This window comes from Chryseobacterium phocaeense, from assembly GCF_900169075.1.
In the GTDB taxonomy this organism is placed as follows: Bacteria; Bacteroidota; Bacteroidia; order Flavobacteriales; family Weeksellaceae; genus Chryseobacterium; species Chryseobacterium phocaeense.
The window spans coordinates 930078-956748 of sequence record NZ_LT827015.1; the positions used below are offsets into that span (position 1 = coordinate 930078).

Annotated in this window: 20 protein-coding genes; 14 read left to right on the forward strand and 6 right to left on the reverse strand. The window is 38.5% G+C overall.

Features of this window, described 5'->3' with window-relative positions; genetic code table 11:
• Nucleotides 1-532: 532 nt before the first annotated feature.
• Nucleotides 533-2230, forward strand: a complete 1698-nt coding sequence (lysS, locus tag B7E04_RS10870) for a lysine--tRNA ligase (protein WP_080778675.1) — start codon at nt 533-535, stop codon at nt 2228-2230.
• 142 nt (nt 2231-2372) lie between these two features.
• Nucleotides 2373-3197: an OmpA family protein gene (locus B7E04_RS10875; RefSeq protein WP_080778676.1), complete on the forward strand. Its 825-nt coding sequence runs from the start codon at nt 2373-2375 to the stop codon at nt 3195-3197.
• 123 nt (nt 3198-3320) lie between these two features.
• Here B7E04_RS10875 and B7E04_RS10880 read toward each other — a convergent pair whose 3' ends face one another.
• Nucleotides 3321-4325 (reverse strand): cytochrome d ubiquinol oxidase subunit II, encoded by a 1005-nt coding sequence (locus B7E04_RS10880; protein ID WP_080778677.1) that lies wholly within the window; start codon nt 4323-4325, stop codon nt 3321-3323.
• Complete coding sequence (locus tag B7E04_RS10885; protein ID WP_080778678.1) at nt 4322-5665, reverse strand: cytochrome ubiquinol oxidase subunit I; 1344 nt, start codon at nt 5663-5665, stop codon at nt 4322-4324. The genes B7E04_RS10880 and B7E04_RS10885 overlap by 4 nt, the downstream gene beginning before the upstream one ends.
• Nucleotides 5666-5897: 232 nt before the next feature.
• Here B7E04_RS10885 and gyrB point away from each other — a divergent pair, with 232 nt between their 5' ends.
• The 7 genes from gyrB to B7E04_RS10920 all read left to right on the forward strand — a co-directional run bounded on the left by gyrB (nt 5898) and on the right by B7E04_RS10920 (nt 16267).
• Nucleotides 5898-7832 carry a DNA topoisomerase (ATP-hydrolyzing) subunit B gene (gene gyrB / locus B7E04_RS10890; RefSeq protein WP_080778679.1) on the forward strand — a complete coding sequence of 645 codons (1935 nt, stop codon included), beginning with the start codon at nt 5898-5900 and terminating at the stop codon, nt 7830-7832.
• A gap of 84 nt (nt 7833-7916) precedes the next feature.
• On the forward strand, nt 7917-8339 hold the full coding sequence (locus tag B7E04_RS10895; protein ID WP_080778680.1) for a DUF5684 domain-containing protein: 423 nt from the start codon (nt 7917-7919) through the stop codon (nt 8337-8339).
• 245 nt (nt 8340-8584) lie between these two features.
• On the forward strand, nt 8585-10582 hold the full coding sequence (locus B7E04_RS10900; protein ID WP_080778681.1) for a DUF3857 domain-containing protein: 1998 nt from the start codon (nt 8585-8587) through the stop codon (nt 10580-10582).
• Between the two features lie 47 nt (nt 10583-10629).
• Nucleotides 10630-12519, forward strand: a complete 1890-nt coding sequence (locus B7E04_RS10905) for a DUF3857 domain-containing protein (protein ID WP_080778682.1) — start codon at nt 10630-10632, stop codon at nt 12517-12519.
• Between the two features lie 8 nt (nt 12520-12527).
• Complete coding sequence (locus B7E04_RS10910; protein ID WP_080778683.1) at nt 12528-14465, forward strand: transglutaminase-like domain-containing protein; 1938 nt, start codon at nt 12528-12530, stop codon at nt 14463-14465.
• An 81-nt stretch (nt 14466-14546) separates the two neighbouring features.
• Nucleotides 14547-15371, forward strand: coding sequence for an RsiV family protein (locus B7E04_RS10915; RefSeq protein WP_080778684.1), 825 nt, complete (start codon nt 14547-14549; stop codon nt 15369-15371).
• A 44-nt stretch (nt 15372-15415) separates the two neighbouring features.
• Nucleotides 15416-16267, forward strand: coding sequence for a diacylglycerol/lipid kinase family protein (locus B7E04_RS10920; RefSeq protein WP_080780653.1), 852 nt, complete (start codon nt 15416-15418; stop codon nt 16265-16267).
• A 155-nt stretch (nt 16268-16422) separates the two neighbouring features.
• Here the strand turns inward: B7E04_RS10920 and B7E04_RS10925 are convergent, their stop codons facing one another.
• Nucleotides 16423-17703 (reverse strand): dicarboxylate/amino acid:cation symporter, encoded by a 1281-nt coding sequence (locus B7E04_RS10925; protein WP_080778685.1) that lies wholly within the window; start codon nt 17701-17703, stop codon nt 16423-16425.
• Nucleotides 17704-18081: 378 nt separating this feature from the next.
• Nucleotides 18082-19770, reverse strand: a complete 1689-nt coding sequence (gene ggt, locus B7E04_RS10930; protein ID WP_080778686.1) for a gamma-glutamyltransferase — start codon at nt 19768-19770, stop codon at nt 18082-18084.
• Nucleotides 19771-20044: 274 nt separating this feature from the next.
• Here ggt and B7E04_RS10935 point away from each other — a divergent pair, with 274 nt between their 5' ends.
• Together B7E04_RS10935 and B7E04_RS10940 are read left to right on the forward strand one after the other, a co-directional pair.
• Entirely contained in the window at nt 20045-21010 is a 966-nt protein-coding gene (locus B7E04_RS10935; protein ID WP_080780654.1) for an NAD-dependent epimerase/dehydratase family protein, read from the forward strand.
• An 84-nt stretch (nt 21011-21094) separates the two neighbouring features.
• Nucleotides 21095-21847, forward strand: a complete 753-nt coding sequence (locus tag B7E04_RS10940; RefSeq protein WP_080778687.1) for a polysaccharide deacetylase family protein — start codon at nt 21095-21097, stop codon at nt 21845-21847.
• A gap of 266 nt (nt 21848-22113) precedes the next feature.
• Here B7E04_RS10940 and B7E04_RS10945 read toward each other — a convergent pair whose 3' ends face one another.
• Together B7E04_RS10945 and B7E04_RS10950 are read right to left on the reverse strand one after the other, a co-directional pair.
• Nucleotides 22114-23319 (reverse strand): metallophosphoesterase, encoded by a 1206-nt coding sequence (locus B7E04_RS10945; RefSeq protein ID WP_080778688.1) that lies wholly within the window; start codon nt 23317-23319, stop codon nt 22114-22116.
• Nucleotides 23320-23386: 67 nt separating this feature from the next.
• On the reverse strand, nt 23387-24454 hold the full coding sequence (locus B7E04_RS10950; protein WP_080778689.1) for a 3-oxoacyl-ACP synthase III family protein: 1068 nt from the start codon (nt 24452-24454) through the stop codon (nt 23387-23389).
• Between the two features lie 101 nt (nt 24455-24555).
• Here B7E04_RS10950 and B7E04_RS10955 point away from each other — a divergent pair, with 101 nt between their 5' ends.
• From B7E04_RS10955 to porT, 3 genes are read left to right on the forward strand one after another with little or no spacing between them, the layout of a single operon-like run.
• Complete coding sequence (locus B7E04_RS10955; RefSeq protein ID WP_080778690.1) at nt 24556-25125, forward strand: hypothetical protein; 570 nt, start codon at nt 24556-24558, stop codon at nt 25123-25125.
• Between the two features lie 3 nt (nt 25126-25128).
• A complete protein-coding gene (gene ubiE / locus B7E04_RS10960) occupies nt 25129-25860 on the forward strand; it encodes a bifunctional demethylmenaquinone methyltransferase/2-methoxy-6-polyprenyl-1,4-benzoquinol methylase UbiE (protein WP_062652531.1) in 732 nt (243 codons plus the stop codon).
• Nucleotides 25861-25863: 3 nt separating this feature from the next.
• Nucleotides 25864-26646 (forward strand): type IX secretion/gliding motility protein PorT/SprT, encoded by a 783-nt coding sequence (gene porT / locus B7E04_RS10965; protein WP_080778691.1) that lies wholly within the window; start codon nt 25864-25866, stop codon nt 26644-26646.
• Nucleotides 26647-26671: the final 25 nt, after the last annotated feature.

The following is a 26671-nucleotide window of genomic DNA, read 5'->3' on the forward strand; positions in this document are numbered from 1 at the left end:
TTTGCTTCACAAGTCAATGGTCAATGAGGAATGGTAGTCATTAACTCATTGTCAGAGAGATTGACAATTGACGATTGACCATTCACTATTCAGGTCAATGGTGAATTTTTGCTTCACAAGTCAATGGAAATGGTAGTCATTAACTCATTGTCAGAGAGATTGACAATTGACGATTGCCCATTCACTATTCAGGTCAATGGTGAATTTTGCTACGCAAGTCAATGGTCAATGAGGAATGGTAGTATCAATTAACCGTCAGAGAGATTGACAATTGACGATTGCCCATTCACTATTCAGGTCAATGGTGAATTTTTGCTTCACAAATCAATGGTCAATGGAAATGGTAGTATCAATTCACCGTCAGAGAGATTGACAATTGACAATTGCCCATTCACACTATTCAGGTTAATTTAAACCCGTATAAGAAATTCATTGCGAAGCAGATTCACAATGGACAATTCACAATTAAAAAAATCATCATTGACAACTCACCAAAAATGCCTAAATTTGTACGCTTTTAGAAAAATAAGAAATGCAATTATCAGAACAAGAAATCATTAGAAGAGAAAAGCTGAACAAGCTTACTGAAATGGGAATTAATGCATTCCCGGCGGAAGAGTATATCATTACAGATACTACAGAATCTATAAAACAGGATTTTTCTGAGAATAAACAGGTGAAGATCGCTGGTAGATTGATGTCCCGCAGAATTCAGGGGAAGGCTTCTTTTGCAGAATTGCAGGACTCTAAAGGTAAGATCCAGGTGTATTTTAACAGGGATGAGATCTGCCCGGGTGAAGACAAGGAATTATACAATGAAGTATACAAGCACCTTTTGGATATCGGGGATATTATCGGTATTGAAGGAACTTTATTTACCACCCAGGTAGGGGAAATGACGATTTTAGTAAAAAACTTTACGCTTCTTACAAAATCTTTGCGTCCATTACCGCAGGCTAAAACTGATGAGAACGGAGTAGTGCATGACGGATTCAATGATCCGGAATTAAGATACAGACAGCGTTATGTTGACCTTATGGTAAATCCCAATGTAAAGGAGGTTTTCGTTAAAAGAACCAAACTTTACAATGCGATGAGAACGTTCTTCAATGAGGCAGGATATTTTGAGGTGGAAACACCCATACTTCAATCTATTCCTGGAGGAGCAGCTGCGAGACCGTTCATTACTCACCATAATTCTTTAGATATTCCTTTATATTTAAGAATTGCTAACGAATTATATCTGAAAAGACTGATTGTAGGTGGTTTTGACGGAGTGTATGAATTCTCAAAGAACTTCAGAAATGAAGGTATGGACAGAACCCATAATCCTGAGTTTACCGTAATGGAAATCTATGTAGCCTATAAAGACTACAACTGGATGATGGATTTTACTGAAAGATTACTGGAATTCTGTGCGACTCAGGTTAATGGATCTTCGGAAGCAAAATTTGGTGAACACCAGATCAGTTTCAAAGCCCCTTTTGCAAGAGTATCTATGACAGAGGCCATTATAAAATATACAGGTTTCGATATCACAGGTAAAACGGAGCAGGAATTATTTGATTTTGCAAAGTCTATTGGAATTGACGTGAATGAAACGATGGGTAAAGGAAAATTAATTGATGAGATCTTCGGTGAAAAATGTGAAGGAAACTTCATCCAGCCGACTTTCATTACGGATTATCCTGTTGAAATGTCTCCATTAACTAAAAAACACAGAAGCCATGAAGGTCTGACAGAGCGTTTTGAATTAATGGTTTGCGGAAAAGAAATCGCTAATGCCTATTCGGAGCTTAATGATCCTATTGATCAGAGAGAGCGTTTTGAATCTCAGCTGGCGTTATCAGAAAGAGGGGATGATGAGGCGATGTTCATCGACCAGGATTTCTTAAGAGCATTGGAATACGGAATGCCGCCAACCGCAGGAATGGGAATTGGGATGGACAGACTGATCATGTTCCTTACAGACAATGCATCCATCCAGGAGGTACTATTCTTCCCTCAGATGAGACCGGAAAAAACGGTTCCTCAGATTGAGCTGGGCGAGGATGAGAAAGTAATCCTTGAGATCCTTAATTCCCAGGAAGAGCCATTTACACTGGCAGAAGTAAAAGACAGAAGCCAGCTTTCCGGTAAGAAATGGGATAAGGCCTCTAAAACTTTGACTAAAAATAATTTAGTGAAGGTGGAGAAAATTGACGAGGTTCTTTTGATGAAGTTAGCATAAAAAATGATCATCATTTTCCCCGATTTATGTTTGATATAACAAAACATAATATATACAGAATTCCTGATTTTTTCAGGAATTTTTTGTTTTGATGAACGATTAATTATTATTTTTCCGTTGTTTCTAAAAAACGAATTATCTGATGAAACTCATTTCCTTCCTTATTTTGCTTCTCCCGTATGCGGGGATTGATGCGCAAATGCTCACTTCTGTTTATTTTGAGCATAACAGTTCGGAATTGAATGCAAGATCTAAGGAGAAGCTGGATAGCCTCGCTCTGTTAAAAACCAACCTTACCTTCAGGATCTATGGGAATTGTGATCCTTCGGGAAGTACAGAATACAATAACAATTTGTCAGAGCGGCGGGCTAATGTGGTTCATCAATACTTGCAGGGACAAGTAGGGGATAATATAAAACTTGTGAATTCGGTAGGTTTAGGTGAAGAAAAGCAGATTAATGATAATACTACAGACGAGTTGCGTGGAAAGAACCGGAGAGTAGATGTTTTTATAGAAAAGAAATTTTCCCGGGGAGAAAAAATAAGCAGAAGAATTCTTCCGAGCTTTTTTGATACCAGAATTTCCCGGATGAAAGTGAAAGATACCTTTTCACTGCCTGATGTCAATTTTATTGGAAACCGTCATGTCTGGCTTCCCAATGGTGATACAAAGCTTGCCCGGCTTTTAACAGTATTAAAGGAAAATCCGACCCTTGAAATTGAATTACAGGGACACATTTGCTGCGATTATGAGAATTTTGATGGGGAAGATATTGACCTGGGAACTTTTAATCTTTCCTGGACAAGAGCCAATGCGATCAAAGAATTTCTGGAAAAGCAGGGAATAAATCCTTCACGAATAAAAGCAACGGGTCTTGGTCACCTTAATCCGGCAGTGTACCCTGAGCTTACAGAATCGGATCAGGTAAGAAACAGAAGAGTTGAACTCGTCTTGATCAAAAAATGAATTTAAAAAGCTTTTCAATGCTGTCAGGAAGTTTGAAGATGGAAGAGGGAAGATTACTTCCAGCCTCCTTCTTCCAGCTTCCAGCCCCTTAATCTTAACTTTCTTATCTAGAACTCTGGGTATTTATTTTTTCAGCTTACTGAATGAAGCCATCAGATAAAACAAAAACGGCAGGATAAACACAGAACCCAGTATCAGGGCCCAGCCCAAAGCAGCAATCGTTTTTTCCGGAGCCATATGTTCTAATAATGATAAATGCTGTCCGTTTCCAAGCAGAATAATATCAGGATTGTGCTGATAGGTGGCTGCAATCAGGATCATCACCATCTGGAATCCAGCTAATGCCCGTACAGGAAGCAGTTTCCGGGTATTCATCGCACGAAGGATCAGGAAAAGCGCAATCGTAGCAAAAGAAATAGCCATAATTCCCAAAGGTTTTGAAAAGACCCACATCAGCAGGGGAATATCAGAGAGATAAGCGGCTAAAAATACCAATATTCCTGTAATGACTACGAAAATCATAGTCTGCTGGGATTTTCTGATCATAAGCGTCAGGTCAGCTTTATCCCTGGTTTCTCTTAATGAAAATATAGAGGCCATATAAGCACAAAGCGCCACAGTAAACAAGCCTACAGATACCCCGAACCAGTTTAGCCAGCTGAACACATACAGGTCTAAAAATCCGACAGCATCAGGGTTGATGGAATGGGATACCGTTGCAGCAGCAATCAGTCCTAAGAAAAACGGAGTCAGCAGACTGGCATAGTAAAATATCTGGGTGTATAAAACCTGCCAGTTGTCTTTTACCGCATCGTAATGTCTGAAAGTGAAAGCTGTTCCCCTTGCAATAATTCCCAGAAGCATTAAAACCAGAGGAATATGGAGGTAGGTAGACATGGTGGTGTAAATTCCGGGAAATCCTACAAAAAGAATCACAATGGCAATGATGAGCCACATATGATTGGCCTCCCAGACCGGTGCAATGGATTCATACATGATCTCTTTTGTTTTGTGACGGGCTTTTTTATGGGTGAAAAGCTCCACAATTCCGGCTCCAAAATCTGCACCGCCCAAAATAATATAAAGACAGATGGAAAGCCAAAGAAAACCTATAACAACGTAAATCATGATTTTTTGTTTTTATTGTTAAACTGAGCATCGGTAGGATCATACAGTCTTGGCACCATCTGGATCTGCCGTCTCAGCAGGAAGATCAGGATCAGCGATAATGATACGAAAATAGCAGTGAAAAAGTAGAATGAGTATTGTATTCCCGGCATAGGCGTCACCGCATCTGCCGTTCTCATGATCCCGTAAATAATCCAGGGCTGTCTTCCCACTTCGGTAACCGTCCATCCGGCTTCCAGGGCAATATACCCGAAAGGAGTGGCGATCAGGAATGTTTTTAAAAGCCAGTTTTTGCTCAGCCATTCTTTTTTGAAGAAGAAGGCGTACAGATATACAGCCCCAATACAGATCATCACCACTCCGAAAAAGATCATAATCTGAAAAGCATAATGAACAACCGCTACCGGAGGCCACTCATCCCGCGGGAAATCTTTAAGCCCTTTCACTTCATGATTAAAATCATTGCTGACCAGAAAACTTAATACCTTAGGGATCTTCACTGCATATTTTACTTCACCCTTTTCTTCATCGGGAATACCACCCAATACGAAGGATGCTCCTTTTTCAGTTTCAAAATGAGCTTCCATCGCTGCCAGTTTAATAGGTTGTCTTTCTGCGACAGATTTAGCAGCCACATCACCGCTCAGAGGAGCCCCAAAAGCGCCTATTAATGCGAATCCTGCAGCAATCCTGAATGCCTTTGTATGGAATTCCACATTCTTTTTCCTCATAATTAAAAAAGCATGTACGCCAGCCACTGCAAATCCTGTGGCACAGAACGCAGCAACCGTCATATGAAGCGCCTGGGGAAACCACGCATCGTTGAACATCGCTTTAATAGGATCTATATTGAGATATTGTCCGTTAATATAATCAAAACCTGTAGGTGAATTCATCCAGGCATTAGCCGCAACGACAAGTATGCCTGACGCAAGCCCGCTTAAGCCTACCAGGAATCCGCAAAACCAATGGAACCATTTATTGAATTTTTCCCATCCATATAAAAAGAACCCCATCGCGATTGCTTCAATAAAAAATGCTGTTCCCTCAAGAGAAAACGGCATTCCGAAAATCGGTCCGGCGTGCTTCATAAATCCCGGCCACAGAAGACCAAGTTCAAATGACAGCATGGTTCCGGAAACAGCGCCCGTTGCAAACAGGATGGCAACTCCCTTGCTCCAGGCTTTGGTGAGACCTTTATACATTTCATTGTTGGTCTTAAGATATTTCCAGTGGGCGAAGGCCATCAGGAAGGGCATTACCATTCCCACACATGCGAAAATGATATGAAAACCCAGCGACAGAGCCATCTGCGCACGGGCTGCAATAAAATCATCCATACTATCAACTTTTGAGTAAATAAATTTAAGCATAAAATACAGATGTCTGATATGATTTTATACAGATGGTATTTGGAAAATAGGTCATAACTTTAATGTTTTTTAGGCGCAGGAGGTGTGGGTTTTTCTGTTAAAAACCCTGTCCTTTTTTGACATATTTTAACTTTCATAAGTCGAAAAAAATCACGATATTTGTGGGTCTTTGCATTAGGCAGGATTTATTATTATTTATATGAGTCAGAAACAATATACAGCTAGTAGTATTCAGGCATTGGAAGGAATGGAGCACGTACGTATGCGTCCTTCAATGTACATTGGTGATGTAGGAGTAAGAGGTCTTCATCACTTGGTTTATGAAGTAGTAGATAACTCTATTGATGAAGCGTTGGCAGGATACTGCGATACCATCTTCGTCAGCATTAAAGAAGGAAACGGAATTGAAGTTAGCGATAACGGTAGAGGTATTCCGGTAGATTTCCACGAAAAAGAACAAAAATCTGCTCTTGAGGTTGTAATGACAAAAATCGGGGCAGGAGGAAAATTCGATAAAGATTCTTACAAAGTTTCCGGAGGACTCCATGGAGTTGGGGTTTCGTGTGTGAATGCACTTTCCAATGAAATGGTAACTACCGTTTACAGAGACGGTAATGTATACCAGCAGATCTATTCCAGAGGAAAAGCACAGACAGGAGTGGAAGAAATAGGTCACAGTGATCAGAGAGGAACCAAGCAGTTCTTCCAGCCGGATGACAGTATTTTTACAGAACTGGTGTACAACTATGACACACTGGCGAACCGTTTAAGAGAGCTTTCTTTCCTTAACAGAGGGATTACCATCACCCTTACCGACGAAAGAGAAGTACTGGAAGACGGATCTTTTAAAACAGAAGTGTTTTATTCCGAAGGAGGATTAAAAGAGTTTGTTGCCCATATTGACGGAAACCGTGAATCGATCATGGAAAGTGTGATCTTTATGGAGGGAGAAAGAGATGATATCCCGGTGGAAGTAGCGATGCGTTATAATACGTCATTTAGCGAAAACCTTCACTCTTACGTTAATAATATCAACACCCATGAAGGAGGAACCCACCTTGCCGGTTTCAGACGTGCTTTAACCAGAACCCTGAAGAAATATGCTGATGATCTGGGTATTCCGCAAAAAGAAAAAGTAGAAATCACCGGAGATGACTTCCGTGAAGGATTAACAGCCGTGATTTCTGTAAAAGTAATGGAACCTCAGTTTGAAGGACAGACCAAAACAAAACTAGGTAACTCCGAAGTTTCCGGTGCGGTAGATAAAATTGTAGGGGAAATGCTGACTAACTTCCTTGAGGAAAATCCTGGTGAAGCAAAAACCATTGTTCAGAAAGTTGTTTTAGCGGCAAAAGCAAGACAGGCAGCTAAGAAAGCCCGTGAAATGGTTCAGAGAAAATCGCCGATGGGTGGTTCTGGGCTTCCGGGTAAATTATCCGACTGTTCATCAAAAGATCCTGCAGAGTCTGAATTATTCCTGGTAGAGGGTGATTCCGCAGGTGGGACAGCCAAGCAAGGAAGAGACAGACACTTCCAGGCTATTCTACCATTGAGAGGTAAGATCCTGAACGTTGAAAAGTCTATGCTTCATAAAGTGTATGATAATGAGGAAATCAAGAACATTTATACCGCTCTTGGTGTTTCAGTAGGAACCGAAGAAGACAGTAAAGCCTTAAATATGGCGAAGCTGAGATATCACAAAATCGTTATTATGACCGATGCTGATATTGACGGATCCCACATCTCTACACTGATCCTTACATTCTTCTTCAGATTTATGAAAGAACTGATTGAGAACGGATATATCTATATCGCTCAGCCGCCTTTATATTTATTGAAGAAGGGAAATAAGAAAGTATATGCTTACAATGAGAAAGAACGTGAAGAGTTTACCCTGGAAATGGCTCCGGACGGAAAAGGGGTAGAAGTTCAGCGTTATAAAGGTCTTGGAGAGATGAATCCTGAGCAGCTTTGGGAAACTACACTTAATCCTGAACATAGAATCTTAAAGCAGGTAACGATTGATAATGCAGTGGAAGCAGATAGCATATTTTCAATGTTAATGGGGGATGAGGTTCCCCCAAGAAGGGAATTTATCGAGAAGAATGCAAAATATGCTAAGATTGATGCATAATTATTATTAAAAATATATTGAAAAAAGCTTCTATGTATTAGAAGCTTTTTTTATATTTGGTGAAAACCTATAAAAAATAATAATATGTTAACTCTTTTACAAACAGACCCTTATGACGGGGCGGATGCAATGACTGGTGCAGCGGCAGCCGGACTGGGAATTGGTACCATGATCTTCGGATTGGTGATTTATTTATTTTATGGATACTGTATGTATAAAATATTTCAAAAAGCCGGAAGACAAGATGCCTGGGCCGCTTTTATCCCTATCTACAATATGATTGTACTGCTTGATATCGTTAAAAAACCAATCTGGTGGTTCATTTTATTCTTTATTCCGCTCGTGAACCTCTTTGCTTCATGGGTGGTGAACGACAGGCTGGCTAAGGCTTTTGGTAAAGAAACCCCGCTTTATACCATTCTGTTATTTTTCTTCGGTTTTATTTTCGTTCCCGTTCTTGCTTTCGGCAGTGAGAAGTACGACAGCAGCAGGATTCCAAATGATTAATCAATTAAAATAAAATAATAGAAAGGCTTCAGAAATGGAGCCTTTTTTTATACTCTCTATTCTTGAAAATAAATAGTATACAGGGTGAAATTGTAAATATTTTTGTTAATAAGGGTGAAATATTAAAATTCTTAGGATAAACATTATTTACTTAATAAAATATTTCCCTTTAAGTTGACCTTTATGTCAAAATAAAAATTTAACATTTATTAAGATTTTATTATTTTTGCACAATTTTAATAACCATGATGAAAAAAAATTACGGAACTCTCCCCGAGGTTTCAGTATATGCTCTAAGAAAAGTATTCTGTAGCTTGAAAAAAAATAATTTTTTCAAATTTAATACGGCAATATGTATTGTTCTTTTTAATCTGTTTTCCGCACAGCATCAGTTTCTTTCTCCACCGGATGTTAATGAAGATGATATGAAAAAAACAGGTTCCCTGATAGAAAAATCTGCACCTGCAGAAATTCTGTATAACTCTGTCCGATATAATTTCCTTACCAATGGAATGGTAGAAAAAGAATATTATTCAAAAATCAAGATATATGATAAAAAGAATGCAGAGGAATGGCTGAATTTAGAGATTCCTCTGTTTTCTGATGATAAACTGGAAAAGTATCAAGCAAAACTATATAGATTAGTGGATAATAAAGTAGAGAAGGTTTCAATTGATAAAAAAGATCAGCTCAAAGAGAATTTTACAAAAGGCTTAAAAATTTATAAACTTGCCATCCCTAATGTTCTGGATGGATCAGTTATAGAATACAGCTATAAAATACTTACTAAAAATATCGCTAATCTGAATTATTTCCTTGAATATAATGTTCCTGTGGTATATCAGGAATATAATCTGGAATACCCGGACGCCCGTTTTGCGTATCATTTTGATCATACGGGAACTATTATGACTCCAAAATACAATGCTTCCACCACGGAGGAACGTTTGGGTGGTATGTACAAAATATTCCGTTTTGGGTATGAGAATATAAAAGCCATGTCAAAAGAAAAGTTTGTAAAGAATGCAGACCGTTACCGCGGAAAAATAAAGCCGGAATTAAAAAGATATTCAGGAAGCTATTTTAATTATTATGATTATCAGAGCTGGAACGAAGTTGCAGAACAGCTTGATAAAAATGATGATTTCGGAGGTTTTTTAAAAAATAATGTCCCTGATCTGCTTCCCGAAAAAATAAAGACGGGTTACAACGCGGAGGAAAAGGCAGACAGAATCTTCAATTTTGTAAAGGATAATTATAAATGGAACCGGGAATATGCTGTATTGGCCTCGCAAAATCTAAAGCAGCTCACAAAAACAAAAGCGGGAAATAGTGCAGAAATTAATCTTCTTCTGATTATGCTTTTAAGAAATGCCGGAATTGAAGCTAATCCACTTTTAATTTCTACTGTAAACAATGGAATATTGAATATAGCTTCACCAGGTCTCAGGAGTGTAAATTTTCTTCTGGCATCTGTTAAAATCAATAATCAGATCTATTTATATGATGCCACTTCTTTTAATTCCAAGGCTAATCTTCTGCCGGATCGGGACTGGAATGATTTCGGAATTTTAATAGAAAAAAATAAAGGAACATATTTGTCTTATGCCAATACGAATATCAGCAAGAAGGAACAGGTAATCAAAGCCAGTTTAGACATAGAAAATTCTACCGTAAAAGGTACATTTTTGCAGAAAGATTATGGAATGTTTGCCATAGAATCCTATGATGAATTTGAGGTGAATAAGGATAAATTTAACCAGTCTTTCGCTTACACTTACAATATAGACACTAAGGAGGTAAATTCTAAACTTCTTGATGACGGTAATTTTGAATCTCAAATGAATTTTTCCGGAAACAGTTTAATAGATGTTGTTGGGAATAAACTCATTATAAACCCTGTTTTATTCCTGAATAAAAAAAGTGAATCCTTTGACCAGACCGAAGCCAGGAAATGGCAGATTGATTTTATATCCGCGTTTGAAAAAGAAAAAAAGATAGAACTGGTGGTTCCCGAGGGTTATAAAGTGGTAAGCCTTCCTAAAAATAAAAAAATGACTACAGACGATAAGGAAATTTCTTATGAGTACAAGGTGGAAAATAATGATAATAAAATAATGATCAGTTCAAAGCTGAATGTTGGAAGCCAGAATTATCCTAAAGAGTATTATCCTTTCTTCAAAGAAATATGGAAGGGCATATCTGATTTTGAAAACCAGGTCATTACGCTGGAAAAAAAATAAAAGTCAAACAATATAATAAATATTTAGTAAAAAATTAAAAACCATAAATGAAAATACTAATTATAGGAGCTTTATCCACAGCTTCTCTTTATTTCGCACAAACCTATCCTGCTTCTGCCATTCCTGAAAATCTGAAGAAGAATGCGGATGTGGTCATCAGAAAGAACTTTACAACCGTTCAGATTAATAAAATTGATGAAATAAAATACCAGTATAACAAAGTAATCACTGTTCTTAATAAAGATGGTGACGATAAAGCGCCCGTCTATATTCCCTACGAAAAAGGAGATCATATTTCTGACGTAAAAGTTACCATTTATGACGAATCCGGGAAAAAGGTGAAAAGCTTTTCCAAATCTGATTTTGGAGATTTTGCGAATAACTCCCAGGGAACATTTTATTCGGACAGCAGGATCCTGGCATTATCATACACTTCAGCGTATTATCCTTATACAATTGATTTCTCTTACCAGATTACGGATGAAAATACTATTTTCATGCCTGATTTTATGCCTTTTTATTCCCAGAACGTTTCTTTGGAAGAAGCGCAGTTTAAAATAATCAATACATCAGGAATTGATCTTAAGACGAAAATTTACCCTTCGAAATATAACTATGCTGCAGTTTCTGAGTCTGACAACGGTAAAGAAAAAACATATTCCTATAAAAATGTTCCGGCAGTGGATGATGTGCAGATGCTTCCTCAGCCTGAAAAAATCTTACCCAAGGTAAGTTTTGCACTAACAAAATTCAATCTTGAAGGAAAGAAGGGAGATTTAAATAACTGGACAGATTTCGGGACCTGGTATTATAATAACCTGGTAGAACCGGTTTCTGTATCTACTCCCGCCATTAAAGCGGAGATAGCTGCCCTGAAGCTTGAAGGATCTACGGAGGAGAAAGTAAAAAAGATCTATCAGTACATGCAGTCTAAAACCAGATATATATTTGTAGCTTTAGGAATTGGAGGATGGCTTCCTATGCTTCCTGATGAGGTTCAGAAAAAAGGCTATGGAGACTGTAAAGGTCTTACCAATTATATGAAAACCATGCTGAACGAAGCGGGAATTCCTTCTTACTACTGTGTAATCAATTCAGGATCATCTGATATTTCCTTTGATCCTGAATTTCCGTCCATGGGGGGAAACCACGCCATTCTGATGGTTCCAACCGATAAAGGAAATATCTGGCTAGAAAATACATCCCAGCAAATTGCATTTAATCATTTAAGTTACAATACTACAGACCGGAATGTTCTGGCGGTTACGAAAAAAGGAATCGAACTGATCAACACCCCAAGCTATACTGCCGAACAAAATAAAGAAAAGCAGACTTTAAAAATCAATCTTGCGGAAGATAACAGTATAAGTGGAGACATTCAGTTTGCATATACAGGAAGCCAGTATGATAGTAATCTGTCTTTTGCCTACCTGGCGCCTAAAGAGAGAACTGAAGCGGTAAAAAAACGCTTTGACGTACTGAATTTCGAAAAAGCAGAAATGAAAAACCTTATTAATGACAAAGATAATGCGGTGATTACATTTGGTTTGGATTTTAAAGCCAGCAATTACTCCAAAACTGCGGGGAATAATTTAATTTTCAGGGCAGTACCTATTTTTACCAATAATTTTTACAAAACAGATGAGAACAGGGAACTTCCGTTTGAAATAGGACAGTCTTTTCAGGACGAATATGAAATTGATTTTGCAATTCCGAAAAACTACAAAATTGATGAAGTTCCACAAAATCTTCAGATCAACTCGGAATTTGGAACCTATACACTCACTTTCGTAAAAAACGGCGAATCATTAAAAGTGACCCGGTTTATTAAAATTAACAAAGGCCTGTTCCCAAAAGAAAAATATAATGAATATATAAGTTTCCGCAAAAAGACTTTAAACGGAGACAACGCTAAAATCTTATTAACCAAAATTTAAACATAAACATGAAAAAAATATTTTTGGCTGCTTTCTGCTCAGGAATTTTGATCTGTGTCAACGGTCAGAAACATGAATTTTTGGATCCTCCGAAATTTAATGATGCAGATTTAACCAAAGCAAAATCAGCACTTGATGAAAATGCACCGGCAGAAATCCTGTATAAATCCATCTATTTTGGAGTCGATACTTCTACCGGTGATCTCAGGAAAAAGGTTTTTTACAGAGTAAAGATTTACGATAAAGATAAAGCCGAAGACTGGTTGAATCTGGAGATTCCGCTTTATAAAAACTCCAAAGGTTCAGAAGAGGTTTTGAATAAAATGAAAGCTTTTGTATACAATCTCGAAAATGGAGCGGCCGTCCCGACAAAAGTGGATAAGAGTTCTAAATACAAGAGTAAAGAAAGTAAATACACTACCATTACCAAGTTTGCTTTTCCTAATGTGAAAAACGGTTCTGTCATAGAATACCAGTATGAGGTTTTATCTCCGTTTCTATATGCTGTCCCACAGATTATCATCGAATCGGATACCCCTTCTTTATATACCGAATACATTCTGGAAGCTCCTATAAATATTGCGTATAACGTAAACTATACCGGGTCTCTGATGCCAAAATACAGAGTGGTAGAGGACAAAAGCATGTACGGAATGGATTTCAAGACGTACAGATTCGGATATGAAAATCTCAAAGGGTTTAAAACCGAAAAATTCGTCAATAATGATAGGAATTACCGGACAAAAATAAGCGCAGAGTTGCATTCTACCAATTTCGGGGAGCTTAAAAAGCATTCCTCTTCCTGGGATGAAATTAAGGATCAGCTCTATAAAGATGAAGATTTCGGACTGGAATTGAAAAAGACAAAGTTGGCCAAGGAAAATATGCCCGCTGCAGTGGCCGGTTTAAGCTCAGATACTGAAAAAGCAGACGCCATCTTCAATTATGTAAAAAATACCTTTACATGGAATAAAGACCGTGGAATTTACACGGAAGAAGGAATAAAAAAACTGTTGGAAACCAAAACAGGAAATGCAGCTGAAATCAATCTCTTTTTGATCATGATGCTTAGAGAAGCCGGTCTGAAAGCAGATCCACTCGTAATTTCAACAGTAGATAATGGCATGATCAATTTAATGTCCCCAAGTATTGTCAGCATGAATTTTGTGCTGGCTGCCGTTCAATTAAAAGAAGGACTGAATTTATATGATGCCACTTCAAGACAGTCGTCCATGAATAATCTGCCTCCGAGAGACTGGAATCAGTATGGTGTTCTGATGGCCAAAGAAAAGGCATCCCTCATGCAGATGGGCAACACAACAAACAGCTTTACCTATCTTACCACAGAAGCCAAGATTAATGAAGACGGAAGTATTTCCGGAACCTATTCCGATAAAGATACAGGTTCCTATGCCATGTTTGCGAAAGAAAGTTATGACGAAAATGCTGAAAAATATAAAAAGCAGTACAAAGACAACTTTTCAATAGATTTTACCGGAATTGATTCCAAAGCTTTAGATAATGGTGATTTTGAAAGTACCATGAAATTTACTTCAGACAACCTGATTGATAAGGTAGGAAAGAAAATGATCATTAATCCGATGCTGTTCCTTAGCAAAAACTCTAATGAATTTGACCAGGCAGAAGAAAGAAAATATCAGATAGATTTCATTTCTTCTTTCACCAGAGTAAAAAAAGTGACCCTGGAAATCCCGGAAGGTTATGTGATAGAATCGATGCCGAAAAGCAAGAAAATCATTACCCAGGACAAAGAGATCGAATACAGCTACGTTGCTGAACAGAAAGGCAATAAACTGGAAGTGGTTTCTACCACCAAAATTGGCAGCCCGGATTATCCTAAAGAATATTATCCGGCATTCAAACAGATCTGGGAAACGGCTTCCAAATCTGAAAATCAGGTCGTAAGCCTGATTAAAAAACAGTAATTTTTTTAAATAGATTAAAATAATTTTGCAGAACCATTCATTTTTGAATGGTTTTTGCATTCATACTGGAAAATTAAAATTATGAAAAACACAATTGCCGTTCTGGCAGTTTCTTCATTGCTTGCTTTTTCAGCCTGTAAAAAAGGAGAAAACACAGCACCTTCTGGTAAAACAGAAACATCCCAACCGGAAAAATTTGTAGTAGACTCCGTAAAAGTAAATGATTCCACCAGGATTGGGGATTCGCTGAAGGTAGCTTTCACCTCCAAACTTCTTATTTTTCCAACTTTGAAAGACAAAAAACTGCTGGACAGTATCTATTTTCATAATCAGGGGATCAAAGACTTTTCCAAACAAGGACTGGAAGCGTATCTGGATAAAGCGAAAAATGAATATTTTAATTCTATAAAAAGCGACAGCAAGGACTGGCTTTCAGACATTCCCTACGCCCAGGACTGGTATTCGAGTTCACATATGAACCTGATCTCCAATGAAAACGGCTATATGCATATTGAATATGTAGGAAGTTCATATGAAGGAGGAGCCCACGATAATTATGGTTTCTCCGAAAGGGTTTTTGACCTCAAAAACAATAAAAAACTGGAGCTTCAGGATATCACTTCGATGCCCAAAGCCAAACTTGAAGCTTTACTGATGAAAAACATCAACACTGTAAAAAGCGGAACAACAGACAGTGAAGGAGAGGTGAAAAATTCTGAAATGCTCCTGGTTGAAGTGATTCCGGCAAGCAATAATTTTTATTTTGATCAGAAAAACCTGTATTTTCATTACAGCCCTTATGAAATCGCAGCATTTGCGGCAGGAGATATTGTGATTCCTGTTTCCTGGAAAGAGCTGGAAGGTACACTGAACAACGAATTTAAAGAAAGAATGAAAATAAAGTAAATTTAATGCTTCCGGATGCGGAAGCATTTTTTATTTTTGCGGTAATGGAAAAAGTAGCTTTTATTATCAATCCTTTTTCGGCCAAAAAGAACTATCAGCCCTTTCTTGAAGAACTCAGAAAGAAGGTAGACCGCCCGTCGTATTATATTTCAGACTCTATAGCCGGGACCGATGATTTTATCCGGGAGCGGTTTGACAAAGTGGATATATTTGTTGCGATCGGAGGTGATGGAACGATTTCCACCGTGGCCAGAAATCTGATCAATACAGATAAAATTCTGGCTATATTCCCGGCAGGATCAGGAAATGGCTTTTCAAATGAGACCAGATTCAATAAAAATCTTGACGAACTTTTAGAAAAAATAAGGGCAAAGTCCTTCAGGAAAATAGATACTTTTACAGTCAATGACAGATTGTCTATCAATGTTTCCGGAACCGGATTTGATGGAAAAGTGGTGAAAGAGTTTGAAAAAACCAGCCGCGGATTCAAAAATTACATTAAAGTTTCGCTGAAAACTTTCTTTAACTATAAACCAATAAAAGTTAAATTCTTTGATGAAGCCTATCAGCAGTACAACGGGAAATACCTGATGCTGAATATTGCCAATACCCGCCAGTTCGGAAACAACGCGTATATTGCTCCCAATGCCAGCAAAAGTGACGGTTTGGTAGATATGGTTCTGGTTAAAAAATTTCCGCTGACCTATTCCGCGCTGTTTGCCTTCAGGATGTTCACGAAAAGGCTTAAAGATGACGAATATGTAACTTATCTTCCCGTTTCCGAAATTTCTTTTAAAGTCAATACCAAAAACTGGCATCTGGATGGAGAGTTTAATAAAATAAAATCCCCGATTCATGTGAAAGTGCTGCCTGCCAGTTTGAATATTCTGGTTTAAAATTCAAGGTTCAAGGTTTAAGGTTTAAGGTTCAAAATTTAAGGTTTAAAGTTTAATGTTTACTAAAGAAGGCGGAAGAAGTAGGATGGTAGGATTATTTCAGGTTAATTGGTCGTAAACTTCCCTCATCCAGCTTCAAACTTCCATCTTTCCAATCAAACTTCCAGCTTCTTCTCTATCTCACCGGGATGATCCAGACAGTACTGCAGCTGGTTTTTATCAAGCTGTTTTTCCCAGTTAGCCACCACTACTGTTGCCACTGAATTTCCAACAACATTCGTTAAAGCCCGGCATTCACTCATGAATTTGTCAATTCCCAGAATCAGGGTCATTCCTGCAATTGGAATTTCAGGAACTACGGCTAATGTTGCTGCAAGAGTTACAAATCCTGCCCCCGTAACGCCCGCCGCTCCTTTTGAACTTAACATGGCCACCAGAAGAAGCATCAGCTGTTTTTCCAGCGGAAGATGAATATTGAGGGCCTGTGCAATAAAAAGAGAGGCCAGTGTCATATAAATATTGGTTCCGTCCAGGTTGAAAGAGTATCCGGTAGGAACCACAAGCCCTACAATAGCCCTTGAACAGCCTGCCTTTTCAAGTTTTTCCATAATTCCCGGAAGGGCAGATTCTGAGGAGCTGGTTCCTAAAACCAATAATAGCTCCTCTTTCAGGTAAAACATCAGTTTGAAAATATTAAATCCGTTGTACCAGGCTACTGCTCCCAGAACAAGAATAACAAAAAGGATGGATGTAATGTAAAATGTTCCGACCAAAAATATCAGATTCAGAACAGAATGAAGGCCGTATTTTCCTATTGTAAAGGCCATTGCTCCAAAAGCTCCGATCGGCGCCAGCTTCATGAGCATATGCACAATTTTAAAAACCGGGGTGGACAGATCCTGCAGGAAATCAGTGACTTTCTGACTTTTTTCTTTCGTTAAAACCAGTGCAATTCCCATTAAAATGGCTACCAGCAAGACCTGCAGTATGTTTTCACCAACCAGCGGACTGAAAAGGGTTTCAGGAATAATATTCATGATAAAACCGGTCAGGGTAGTATCGTGGGCTTTCTGCTGATATTGGGATACATCACCGGAAAGGGTGGCCGGATCAATATTCAGGCCGTGTCCCGGCTGTAAAAGATTTCCAACGACGAGTCCAATAATCAGGGCTAAAGTTGAGAACGTAAAGAAATAGATCATTGATTTTACGGCGATACGTCCTACTTTTTTAAGATCCGTCATATGCGCAATTCCTAAAGTAAGCGTGATGAAAATCACCGGAGCAATGATCATTTTCACCAGTTTGATAAATCCGTCACCCAGGGGTTTCATTTTTTCGCCCAGTTCAGGATAAAATCTCCCTAAAAGGATACCGGCCGCTATGGCAATAATCACCTGAAAATAAAGCTGATGATAGAATTGTTTTGCTTTCAAAAGATCTTTTTTAGATTACAGGCGGTGAAATTAAGAATTTTCATCTTAAAACATGACAAAAGTCAGTTGAAATTCATGATGGAAGAAAGTGAGGCGGAAGATGGAGGTTCTGCAAGTTCAGGATAACAATAGAAACAAAAATGCTTCGTGAACCCGTTCGCAGATCTTCTCTCTGTGCTCAGCATGGCATTCTAAACTTTACAGTCCCTTATTTAGAAATGTCATGCTGAGCGGAGTCGAAGCATCTTCATACTCTTAAAAGCTTAAAATTTCTTAATATTTAAATCTAAACATCAGAAATCAGCTTCATCTGCAAGATCAGCGAGAGATTTAGCCACAGAGCTTTAAAAAAAATTTAGATAAAATCCTTAATCTGAATTATTCCACCGCCACTGAATCATCCCCGCGGCCGTCTGCCACCGCATGAATATTTCCGTTCTCATCCATCAGGATAAGTTCTGTTTTTCCGATGTATTTTATTTTTTCAATAACGTAATTCTTGCTTTTTAGTGCTGCAATTGTACTTTCAGGGAAATTATTTTCAACGGTGATTTTTTCCGGAAGCCACTGGTGGTGAAATTTCGGGGCATTCACTGAAATATTGGCGTTCAGTTTAAAATCAACCACATTCACGATAGATTGGTATACAGATGTAGGAATGGTAGTTCCTCCGGGTGTGCCCACTACCATATAAGGTTTTCCGTTTTTAAGCAGAATGGTAGGGGTCATGGACGAGAGCATTCTTTTATTCGGCTGGATGGAATTGGCTTCCCCGCCAACGGCTCCGAACATATTCGGAACACCTGGTTTTACCGAAAAATCATCCATTTCATTATTTAAAAAGAAGCCTGCTCCGGAAACCACAACTTTACTTCCGTAATATCCGTTAAGGGTGGTCGTCACAGAAGCGGCATTTCCGTCTTTATCAATCACGGAAATATGAGTGGTTTGTGTTGATTCTTTAGGCTGGCTGATGATTTTTCCTACTTCTGAGCTTGGGGTGGCTTTACTGAAACTGAAACTTTTCCATCTGTTTTTTAAATAAGAATCAGAGGTCAGGTAAGCGGTTTTATCCTCAATAAAATCCGGATCACCCATGTATTCTGCACGGTCTGCAAAAGCTCTTCTTTCGGCTTCGGTCATGATTTGTACGGCTTCAGTAGAGTTTTGCTGGTATTTTTCAAGATTTTCATAACCGGCCATCGTCAGCATTTGAGCAAGAAGGACGCCGCCGCTGGATGGAAGGGGCATGGTAACCACACGGCTTCCTTTATAATCAAATTCCAAAGGTTTTCTTTCTGCTGCTTTATAGTTTTTAAGATCCTGCAAAGTGATAATTCCTTTTCCTTTTTTCATTTCAGCCACCATTAAATCGGCTGTTTTACCTTCATAGAATCCTTTGGCCCCTAGCTTCTGAATTAATCTCAGCGTTCCAGCCAGTTCTTTCTGAACCAGGATATCACCGGCTTTCCATGGAGTGTCCTTTACAAAAGCAATAGCTGACTGGTTATGTTTCAGGAAATTTTCTTTGTGGGTATTCAGCATATTGGCTTCCATCTCTGTAATGGCAAATCCTTTTTCTGCCAGGTCTATAGCAGGCTGGATGATTTTTTCCATGGGAAGCTTACAGTATTTTAAGGTGGCAAAAAATCCGGCGATGCTTCCCGGTATGCCTACGGCAAGTCTTCCGTTTTGGGAGAGGTCTGTGTCAGCTTTTCCGTTTTTATCGACATACATGTCCCTGGATGCCTTCGCGGGTGCTGTTTCCCGGTAATCCAGCGTGAATTTTTCCCCGGTATTCTTTACCCCCACTAAAAAACCGCCACCGCCAATATTTCCTGCCTGAGGATATACCACGGCAAGGGCATACTGGGTCGCTACAATCGCATCATAGGCATTTCCGCCCATCTTCATGATCTGTGTTCCGGCTTCGCTGGCGAGAGGATGTGCCGAGACTACCACGCCTTTATTTTTTACCTTTACTTCTTTAACGATATTGAAATCTGTGAACTGTGCCTGATATACAGTACCCATCAACAGAATCGCCGCAATAAAAAGCTTCTTCATAAGAATTTGTTTAAAGCAAAATTAGATAATTTTTTTCTGTAAAAAGCTGTTCTTGAAACGGATGTAATCATCATGATTGGATGTGATGAACAGGACCATCTCCTGAAATGGGATATTTTTGCAGATTATGCACCGAATGATGAATATGGCTGACTAAAATTATTTTTTTATTCTTTTTTCAACTGATAGCAAGGATTTGTTTTTTAAGCAGTCCTTTGTTATTATGATAAGCATGATTTTTTTACTTTTGTACAACTCTAAAAAAATAAGTAAAATGGAATCCTATACGGAAAGAATACTCATTACAGGTGCTTTGGGACAAATCGGCACCGAACTGACCAACAGATTGGTTGAAATTCACGGAGCTGAAAATGTAGTAGCATCAGGACTGGACAGATGGCAGAAAGGAATTACTGCTGCCGGGCATTATGAAAGAATGGATGTGACGAATACGCAGCTGGTAAGACAGGTGATTAAAGATTATGAGATCACTACAGTGTATCACCTGGCGTCACTTTTATCAGGAACCTCAGAGAAGCAGCCTATTTTTGCGTGGAAACTAAACCTTGAGCCTCTGCTTCATTTTTGTGAACTGGCGAAGGAAGGGCTTCTTAAAAAGATCTTCTGGCCAAGCTCAATCGCTGTATTTGGGAAAGGAATTCCAAAACATAATGTAGGGCAGGATGTGGTTTTAAATCCTACCACTGTGTACGGAATCTCTAAAATGGCTGGGGAAAAATGGTGTGAGTATTATTTTGATAAGTATGGGGTAGATGTGAGAAGCATCAGGTATCCTGGTCTTATTTCATGGAAAACTCCGGCGGGTGGTGGTACCACAGACTACGCAGTGGAGATTTTTTATGAAGCGATAGAGGAGGGGAAATATACAAGTTTCATTTCCGAAGATACAGGAATGCCGATGTTGTATATGGACGATGCCATTAACGCAACCCTGAAATTAATGGATGCTCCGAAGGAAAGTCTTACCGTTCGTTCGTCTTATAATTTGGGTGGAATGTCTTTCACTCCAAAAGAACTGGCCGAAGAAATCAGGAAAGAAATCCCGGATTTTTCTATCGATTATCAGCCGGATTTCAGACAGGCGATTGCAGATTCATGGCCGGCTTCCATCGATGATTCCGTAGCGAAAAAAGACTGGGGACTGACCTACGATTTCGGAATTTCTGAAATGTCAAAGGACATGATCAAAAATCTCAGAGTGAAATTAAATAAAAATTAATTAATTCAAGTTATAGTTTAAATAAAAGCTATTTTAACAACTGATTTTTAATTAATTATAAATTATATCTAAAATTTAATTTAAATGATTTTATTAACTTTTAACATCTTAAATATAGAAGCTGAAGCTAAAAACAGCTTCAGCATTTCTGATGAAGAGAGACTGAAGATTACAGAAGACAACACGAAAGCTGTTCTTCGGATTTTAGATATTCATGATATAAAAGCGAGTTTTTTTATAGAGATTTCGATCGCAGAAAAACTGCAGAATTTAATAAAAGCAATTTCATCCAAAGGGCATGAAATTGCTTTTTATAATTTGAATTCCGATCTTCAGAAAATTGAAGAAGTCAAAAAAAATATTCAGGATCTTCTGGAAAAACAGATCAGGGGAATCCGGCAGAAAGACGTAAAGCTGCCCCAGGAAAATCTAAAACTGCTCGAGTTTAATTATATCTCCAATATCGATAATGCAGATATCCTTTTTCCGTTCAAAAGGCTCAAAAGAGATACGGTCATCAACGAGGAAGACGGACTAAGCATTGTACCCGAAAGTATCTCGGCATACAGCCAGCTGCCCTATAATGATTTTGTGTTCCAGATCCTGCCCACAAAATATTACCAGAGCATGGTTTTCGAAACCCTTAAAAATGACGACTTCGTTCTGATCTATCTGAATTCATGGCAGTTTACAGATTTTAAGAAATACAGATTTGAAATCCCGTTTTACAGAAGCCTTTTTTCAGGCAAAAAAATGGAGGACAAACTAGATGCTCTCCTTACCTGGATCAACGAAAATGATATGGCGACTTCGCGGATGAAGGATTATATTTTTTAGGGAGTAGGTAGCAGGTGTTAGGTTGCAGGGATTAGGGATGGTGGCCGGGGTTTTAATTCTGGTCTTTTTGTTTAAGTGGAAAGGTTTGTAGAGGCAATAGTGAATTTTGCTACGCAGGTAAAAGGTGAGTTTTTTTAGAGCCATTAGCTTGTCACAGCAATCCATAACTACCAACCAGCACTGAAATCCAGCAATCAGCATACAATACCCTCAGACTCTAAAAACGCTAAAGTCCTCAAACCCTACAACACTCCCACTCAAAATAACTAGCTCAATTCAAACAAAGTAATTTCAGGCAGTACGCCCACTCTTCCCGGATAGCCGAGAACTCCAAATCCTCTGTTTACATACAGCATCTTTCCTTCACTTTCATATAAATCAGCCCATTTTGGGTAACGATATTGAACAGGTGACCATTTTACATTTTTCAGGTCCAGACCGAACTGCATCCCGTGCGTGTGTCCCGAAAGCGTCAGATGGATGTTTGCCGGGTGTTTTTTGACCACATAATCAAAATGGGTAGGGTCATGGCTCATCAGGATCTTTGGAGCGGATTCGGGAACTCCTTTTAAAGCATCATCTATTTTTCCGAATTGTGGAAATGGTTTTAATCCCCAGTTTTCAACCCCGAGAATGTAAAGCTTTTCTCCATCTTTTTCTATGATCCTGTTTTCATTTCTCAGCATATCAAAACCAGCTTGTCTTTCGTAGTCGATCAGGGCTTCCAGATTTTTCTTTTTGGCATCAGGTGACGTCCAGCTTACGTAATCTCCATAGTCGTGGTTTCCCAGCACGGCAAACTTGCCGTCTTTTGCTTTAATTTTTGAAAACAAAGGGATGAAAGGTTTAAATTCATCAGAAACATTATTCACCATATCTCCGGTGAAAAGAACAAGGTCCGGATTCTGCTCATTGATGAGGTTTACGGCATGCTGCAGTTTATCAGGATCTGAAAAACTTCCGCTATGGACGTCAGAGATCTGAATAATTTTATAGCCTTCGAATTTTTTTGAAAGTCCCGGTATTTTTATCTTGATCTTCCTTACCGTATGCCTGTATTTTCCAAAGGTTATTCCATCGATGAACAATGCAGAAAGAACACCTCCAAGCCCGAGACCAACAAGGCTCAGGAATTTCCTCCTTTCCGGAAAAAAGCTTTCTTTCGGCTGCGTTAAACTGATCAAATAGCTTCCCGTTCTGAAGATATCATCGATCAACAGGAAAAGGACAACGAAGATTTTAGGAAGAATGAAGATCAGGAACAGCGAGATCATAATCTGGGCCCGCATCGTACTTCTGTCTGATCTTTGGAAATGAGTCACTTCATACGCGAAAATCCCATAAACGGCCAGGGAAACGACCCAATAGCCGAGTCTTAACCAAAAGTTGTCTGTCAGCGTTCTTATGGCCTGGTAAATGTAAACTTCAAGAAACAGGAATATGGCGGCAATAATCAAAAAATTTCTTTGCATAATCGGTCAAAAAAAGCACAAAGAATTTGTTTCCCTGTGCTTTATATTTTTTTATTAATTAAATATTTTAAGGAAATCTGTATACGATAGCATTGATGTTCATTCCGGCTCCAACCGATGTCATCACAATGTTACCTTTATCTTTAAACGTTTGACCCTCCATTTTTCCTTTAATTATTAAATCATACATAGTAGGAATGGTTGCTACAGAGGTGTTTCCGAAGTCCTGGATCGTCATGGGAGAGATGGCATGGTCATAATCTTTCACATCATACAGCTTGTGAAGTCTTTCAATCATGGCGTAATCCATCTTTGCATTCGCCTGGTGAATCAGGATCTTATCGATATCTTCAAGGGAAAGTCCGGCCTCATCAATCGTTTCTTTGATGGCTACAGGGACATTTTTCAGGGCATATTCATAAATTTTTCTTCCCTGCATTCTGACAAATAGACGGGTCTGGTCTGCATCTTTGTTGATGGAAGGGCCATTAGCCAGGTAATTTAACTCAATTCCGTTGTCACAGATAGTATTATGGGCAATAATTCCTACATTTTCATCATCTGTAGCTTTCACAACCACAGCTCCTGCGCCGTCTGCGAAGATCATTCTGTTTCTGTCATAAGGGTCTGTAACGCGGCTCAGGGTTTCTCCACCGATGACAAGAATTGTTTTTGCGACTTTAGCTTTGATTAAATTGTCAGCCAGAATCATTGCTTCCACCCATCCCGGACATCCGAAAAGCATATCATAGGTAACACACTTTCTGTTTTTAATGCCGAGTTTATTTTTTACTCTTGCCGCCATGGTAGGCATGAAATCAGCGTATCCGTTTTGGGTAACTTCACCGAAGTTGCTGGCGTAAATTATATAATCCAGTTCTTCTCCATCTACTTTAGCATCCTCAAGGGCTGCTTTTGCAGCTTCAAAGCCAATCTTCGAGTTGGAAAGATCGTCTTCAATAAATCTTCTGTTTTCTATTTCTGTGATTTCTACAAACTTCGCGATAGTTTCTTCAGCAGGTTTCTCAATCTTAACCCCGTCTTCAGTGTAGAACTCAGAATCCATGAAATAATCTCTACCAATAACTCTGTTAGGAATATAGGACCCGGAACCAATAATGATCGTATTCGGCATTCGTTTATATGATTTTTTAAAGATGCAAAGTTAATAATTAATATTAATAACGGAGAATTAAAAATATTATTAAATTTGCAAAAATTGTACTTTACAATCGTATGAAAAACAACTCGTCCTTAAAAGGCTTACTTATTGCAGCTGTGGTGTTTATCCTCGCCTTTGGGATCTACTTCTTTTTTTTAGCAAAGAAAAATTATTTTGTGGTAGATAATCCTACTCCCAATACGTATTATTTCAAAATCAACAATGGTTCTGAAGGAGTGATTTCTGCAGGGCAGTATGTGCACGTAGATATAAAGAAAGGGAAAAATTCCATTCAGGTTTTTGACCGGAATAAAAAAATGCTTTACGATTCTGCGTTTGAGGTCAATAAAATCCGCGGGCTGATTAATATCGCCCATCAGGATTATTATATCAATGACCAGTATTACGGATACAACCTTAAAAAAGATTCGTTACTTTTGGCGCTGGATAAGATCACAATAGACGGAAAAGATTATTTTGGGGGAGCTAAACACTTCAACAAGCTGTATACTGAAGATTTTTATTACAATGTAGATGAAGAGTATGACAAGGTGATCAAAAATATCCAGAAAGTGGAATCGAGATCAAAGATTTTCAGAAAGCAGGATTTCCTGAATTATTACAAAGAATATTATAAGTTTTAAGTTTTGACAAAAGATATTACCAAAGTTACTCCCTATAATTCCGAGGCGACTAAAAAAAGCCAGGTAGAGGATATGTTCGACAATATTGCACCGAAGTATGACCTTCTGAATCATGTTTTATCCATGAAAATTGATGTGTTATGGAGAAATACGCTGGTGAAAATGATGAAAAAAGACCAGCCCCAGGAAGTGCTGGATGTGGCTACAGGAACGGGAGATTTAGCAATTACTATTGAAAAAGGAACCGGTGCGAAAGTAATTGGTTTAGATTTATCACAACAAATGCTGAATGTTGGCGTTATTAAAATAAAAAAACTTAAATTAGACGGCAAAATTTCCATGCAAAAAGGAGATGCAGAAAATTTACCTTTCGAGGACAATAGATTCGATGCTGTTTCCGTTGCATTTGGAGTAAGGAATTTTGAAAACCTTACCAAAGGTTTGGCAGAATTAAGAAGAGTAGTTAAAGATAACAAGAGTGTTTATATACTGGAGTTTTCAAAGGTTGAGGGGTTCTTAGGTCCATTTTATATGTTTTATTTCAAAAACATATTACCTGCTATAGGCAGACTGGTTTCCAAAGATAATAGGGCGTATACATACCTTCCGGATTCTGTAAATGCTTTTCCTTTCGGGGAGAAGATGAAACAAATTCTTTTAGATACAGGATTTAAGAAAGTAGAATATAAAAAGCTAAGTTTAGGTATAGCCACAATTTATAAAGCAACAAAGTAACCTATGAATAAATTTCTATTAAGAGCACTGGTTTTAGCCTCAGTCAATATTGCAGTTTTTGCAGATGCACAATTTAGAACCCGAAACAGAATGGATAAGTTGGAAGACTTTGACGAACAGAAATTCAGCTGGGGTTTTTATTTAAACGGCAACAGGCTGGACTACCGTATCGTCCTTCATCCAAGATACGGTTCGGAGGGTAATCAGAATCTTGTTAAATCTAAAGAAAGCTACAGCTTCGGGGCCGGTTTGATCGCCAAATGGAGACTGAATGACTATCTGGATTTAAGATTGGAACCAGGCTTGCAATTTGCTCAAAGGCAGTTGACTTTCAACACTCAGTCCAATGACCAGTATGCTGCTGGAACATTGACGAATCCTCCTTTTACTCCGATCTCTTTAAATGAGAAAGACAAAGTAAGAGATATCAAATCCACATTGGTAGATGTTCCGGTACTATTGGAACTTCATGGTAATAGATGGTACAATTCCAGACCGTATATCGCGGCTGGGGTGAACTATGTGGTCAACCTTCAATCCAACTCAGATTCTGAGGATGATAACATGCAGCAGGTTTTCAGATCCACGACGCATAACTTTGCATGGTCGGCTGAAATGGGAATCCAGTTTTATTTCAATAAATTCAAACTTACTCCGGCCATCAGAGGAACATTCTTCATGAATAATGAGAAAGTAGCGGATAATGCAAACACGCCTCCATACTGGGCAACGGCAATGTCTACACTTCAAACCAGAGCTGTGATGTTTGTTCTGAAATTTGAGTAATAAAATATACATTAAAAACATACAA

What these genes read in the sequence shown, in the direction of transcription:
- B7E04_RS10920 (WP_080780653.1), top strand. Translation starts at nt 15,416, where the DNA reads ATGGAAAAAGTAGCTTTTATTATCAATCCTTTTTCGGCCAAAAAGAAC.
- B7E04_RS10935 (WP_080780654.1), top strand. Translation starts at nt 20,045, where the DNA reads ATGGAATCCTATACGGAAAGAATACTCATTACAGGTGCTTTGGGACAA.
- B7E04_RS10880 (WP_080778677.1), bottom strand. Translation starts at nt 4,325, where the DNA reads ATGATTTACGTTGTTATAGGTTTTCTTTGGCTTTCCATCTGTCTTTAT.
- B7E04_RS10940 (WP_080778687.1), top strand. Translation starts at nt 21,095, where the DNA reads ATGATTTTATTAACTTTTAACATCTTAAATATAGAAGCTGAAGCTAAA.
- porT (WP_080778691.1), top strand. Translation starts at nt 25,864, where the DNA reads ATGAATAAATTTCTATTAAGAGCACTGGTTTTAGCCTCAGTCAATATT.
- B7E04_RS10885 (WP_080778678.1), bottom strand. Translation starts at nt 5,665, where the DNA reads ATGGATGATTTTATTGCAGCCCGTGCGCAGATGGCTCTGTCGCTGGGT.
- B7E04_RS10915 (WP_080778684.1), top strand. Translation starts at nt 14,547, where the DNA reads ATGAAAAACACAATTGCCGTTCTGGCAGTTTCTTCATTGCTTGCTTTT.
- B7E04_RS10875 (WP_080778676.1), top strand. Translation starts at nt 2,373, where the DNA reads ATGAAACTCATTTCCTTCCTTATTTTGCTTCTCCCGTATGCGGGGATT.
- gyrB (WP_080778679.1), top strand. Translation starts at nt 5,898, where the DNA reads ATGAGTCAGAAACAATATACAGCTAGTAGTATTCAGGCATTGGAAGGA.
- B7E04_RS10955 (WP_080778690.1), top strand. Translation starts at nt 24,556, where the DNA reads ATGAAAAACAACTCGTCCTTAAAAGGCTTACTTATTGCAGCTGTGGTG.
- B7E04_RS10905 (WP_080778682.1), top strand. Translation starts at nt 10,630, where the DNA reads ATGAAAATACTAATTATAGGAGCTTTATCCACAGCTTCTCTTTATTTC.
- B7E04_RS10950 (WP_080778689.1), bottom strand. Translation starts at nt 24,454, where the DNA reads ATGCCGAATACGATCATTATTGGTTCCGGGTCCTATATTCCTAACAGA.
- B7E04_RS10910 (WP_080778683.1), top strand. Translation starts at nt 12,528, where the DNA reads ATGAAAAAAATATTTTTGGCTGCTTTCTGCTCAGGAATTTTGATCTGT.
- B7E04_RS10900 (WP_080778681.1), top strand. Translation starts at nt 8,585, where the DNA reads ATGATGAAAAAAAATTACGGAACTCTCCCCGAGGTTTCAGTATATGCT.
- ggt (WP_080778686.1), bottom strand. Translation starts at nt 19,770, where the DNA reads ATGAAGAAGCTTTTTATTGCGGCGATTCTGTTGATGGGTACTGTATAT.
- lysS (WP_080778675.1), top strand. Translation starts at nt 533, where the DNA reads ATGCAATTATCAGAACAAGAAATCATTAGAAGAGAAAAGCTGAACAAG.
- B7E04_RS10945 (WP_080778688.1), bottom strand. Translation starts at nt 23,319, where the DNA reads ATGCAAAGAAATTTTTTGATTATTGCCGCCATATTCCTGTTTCTTGAA.
- B7E04_RS10895 (WP_080778680.1), top strand. Translation starts at nt 7,917, where the DNA reads ATGTTAACTCTTTTACAAACAGACCCTTATGACGGGGCGGATGCAATG.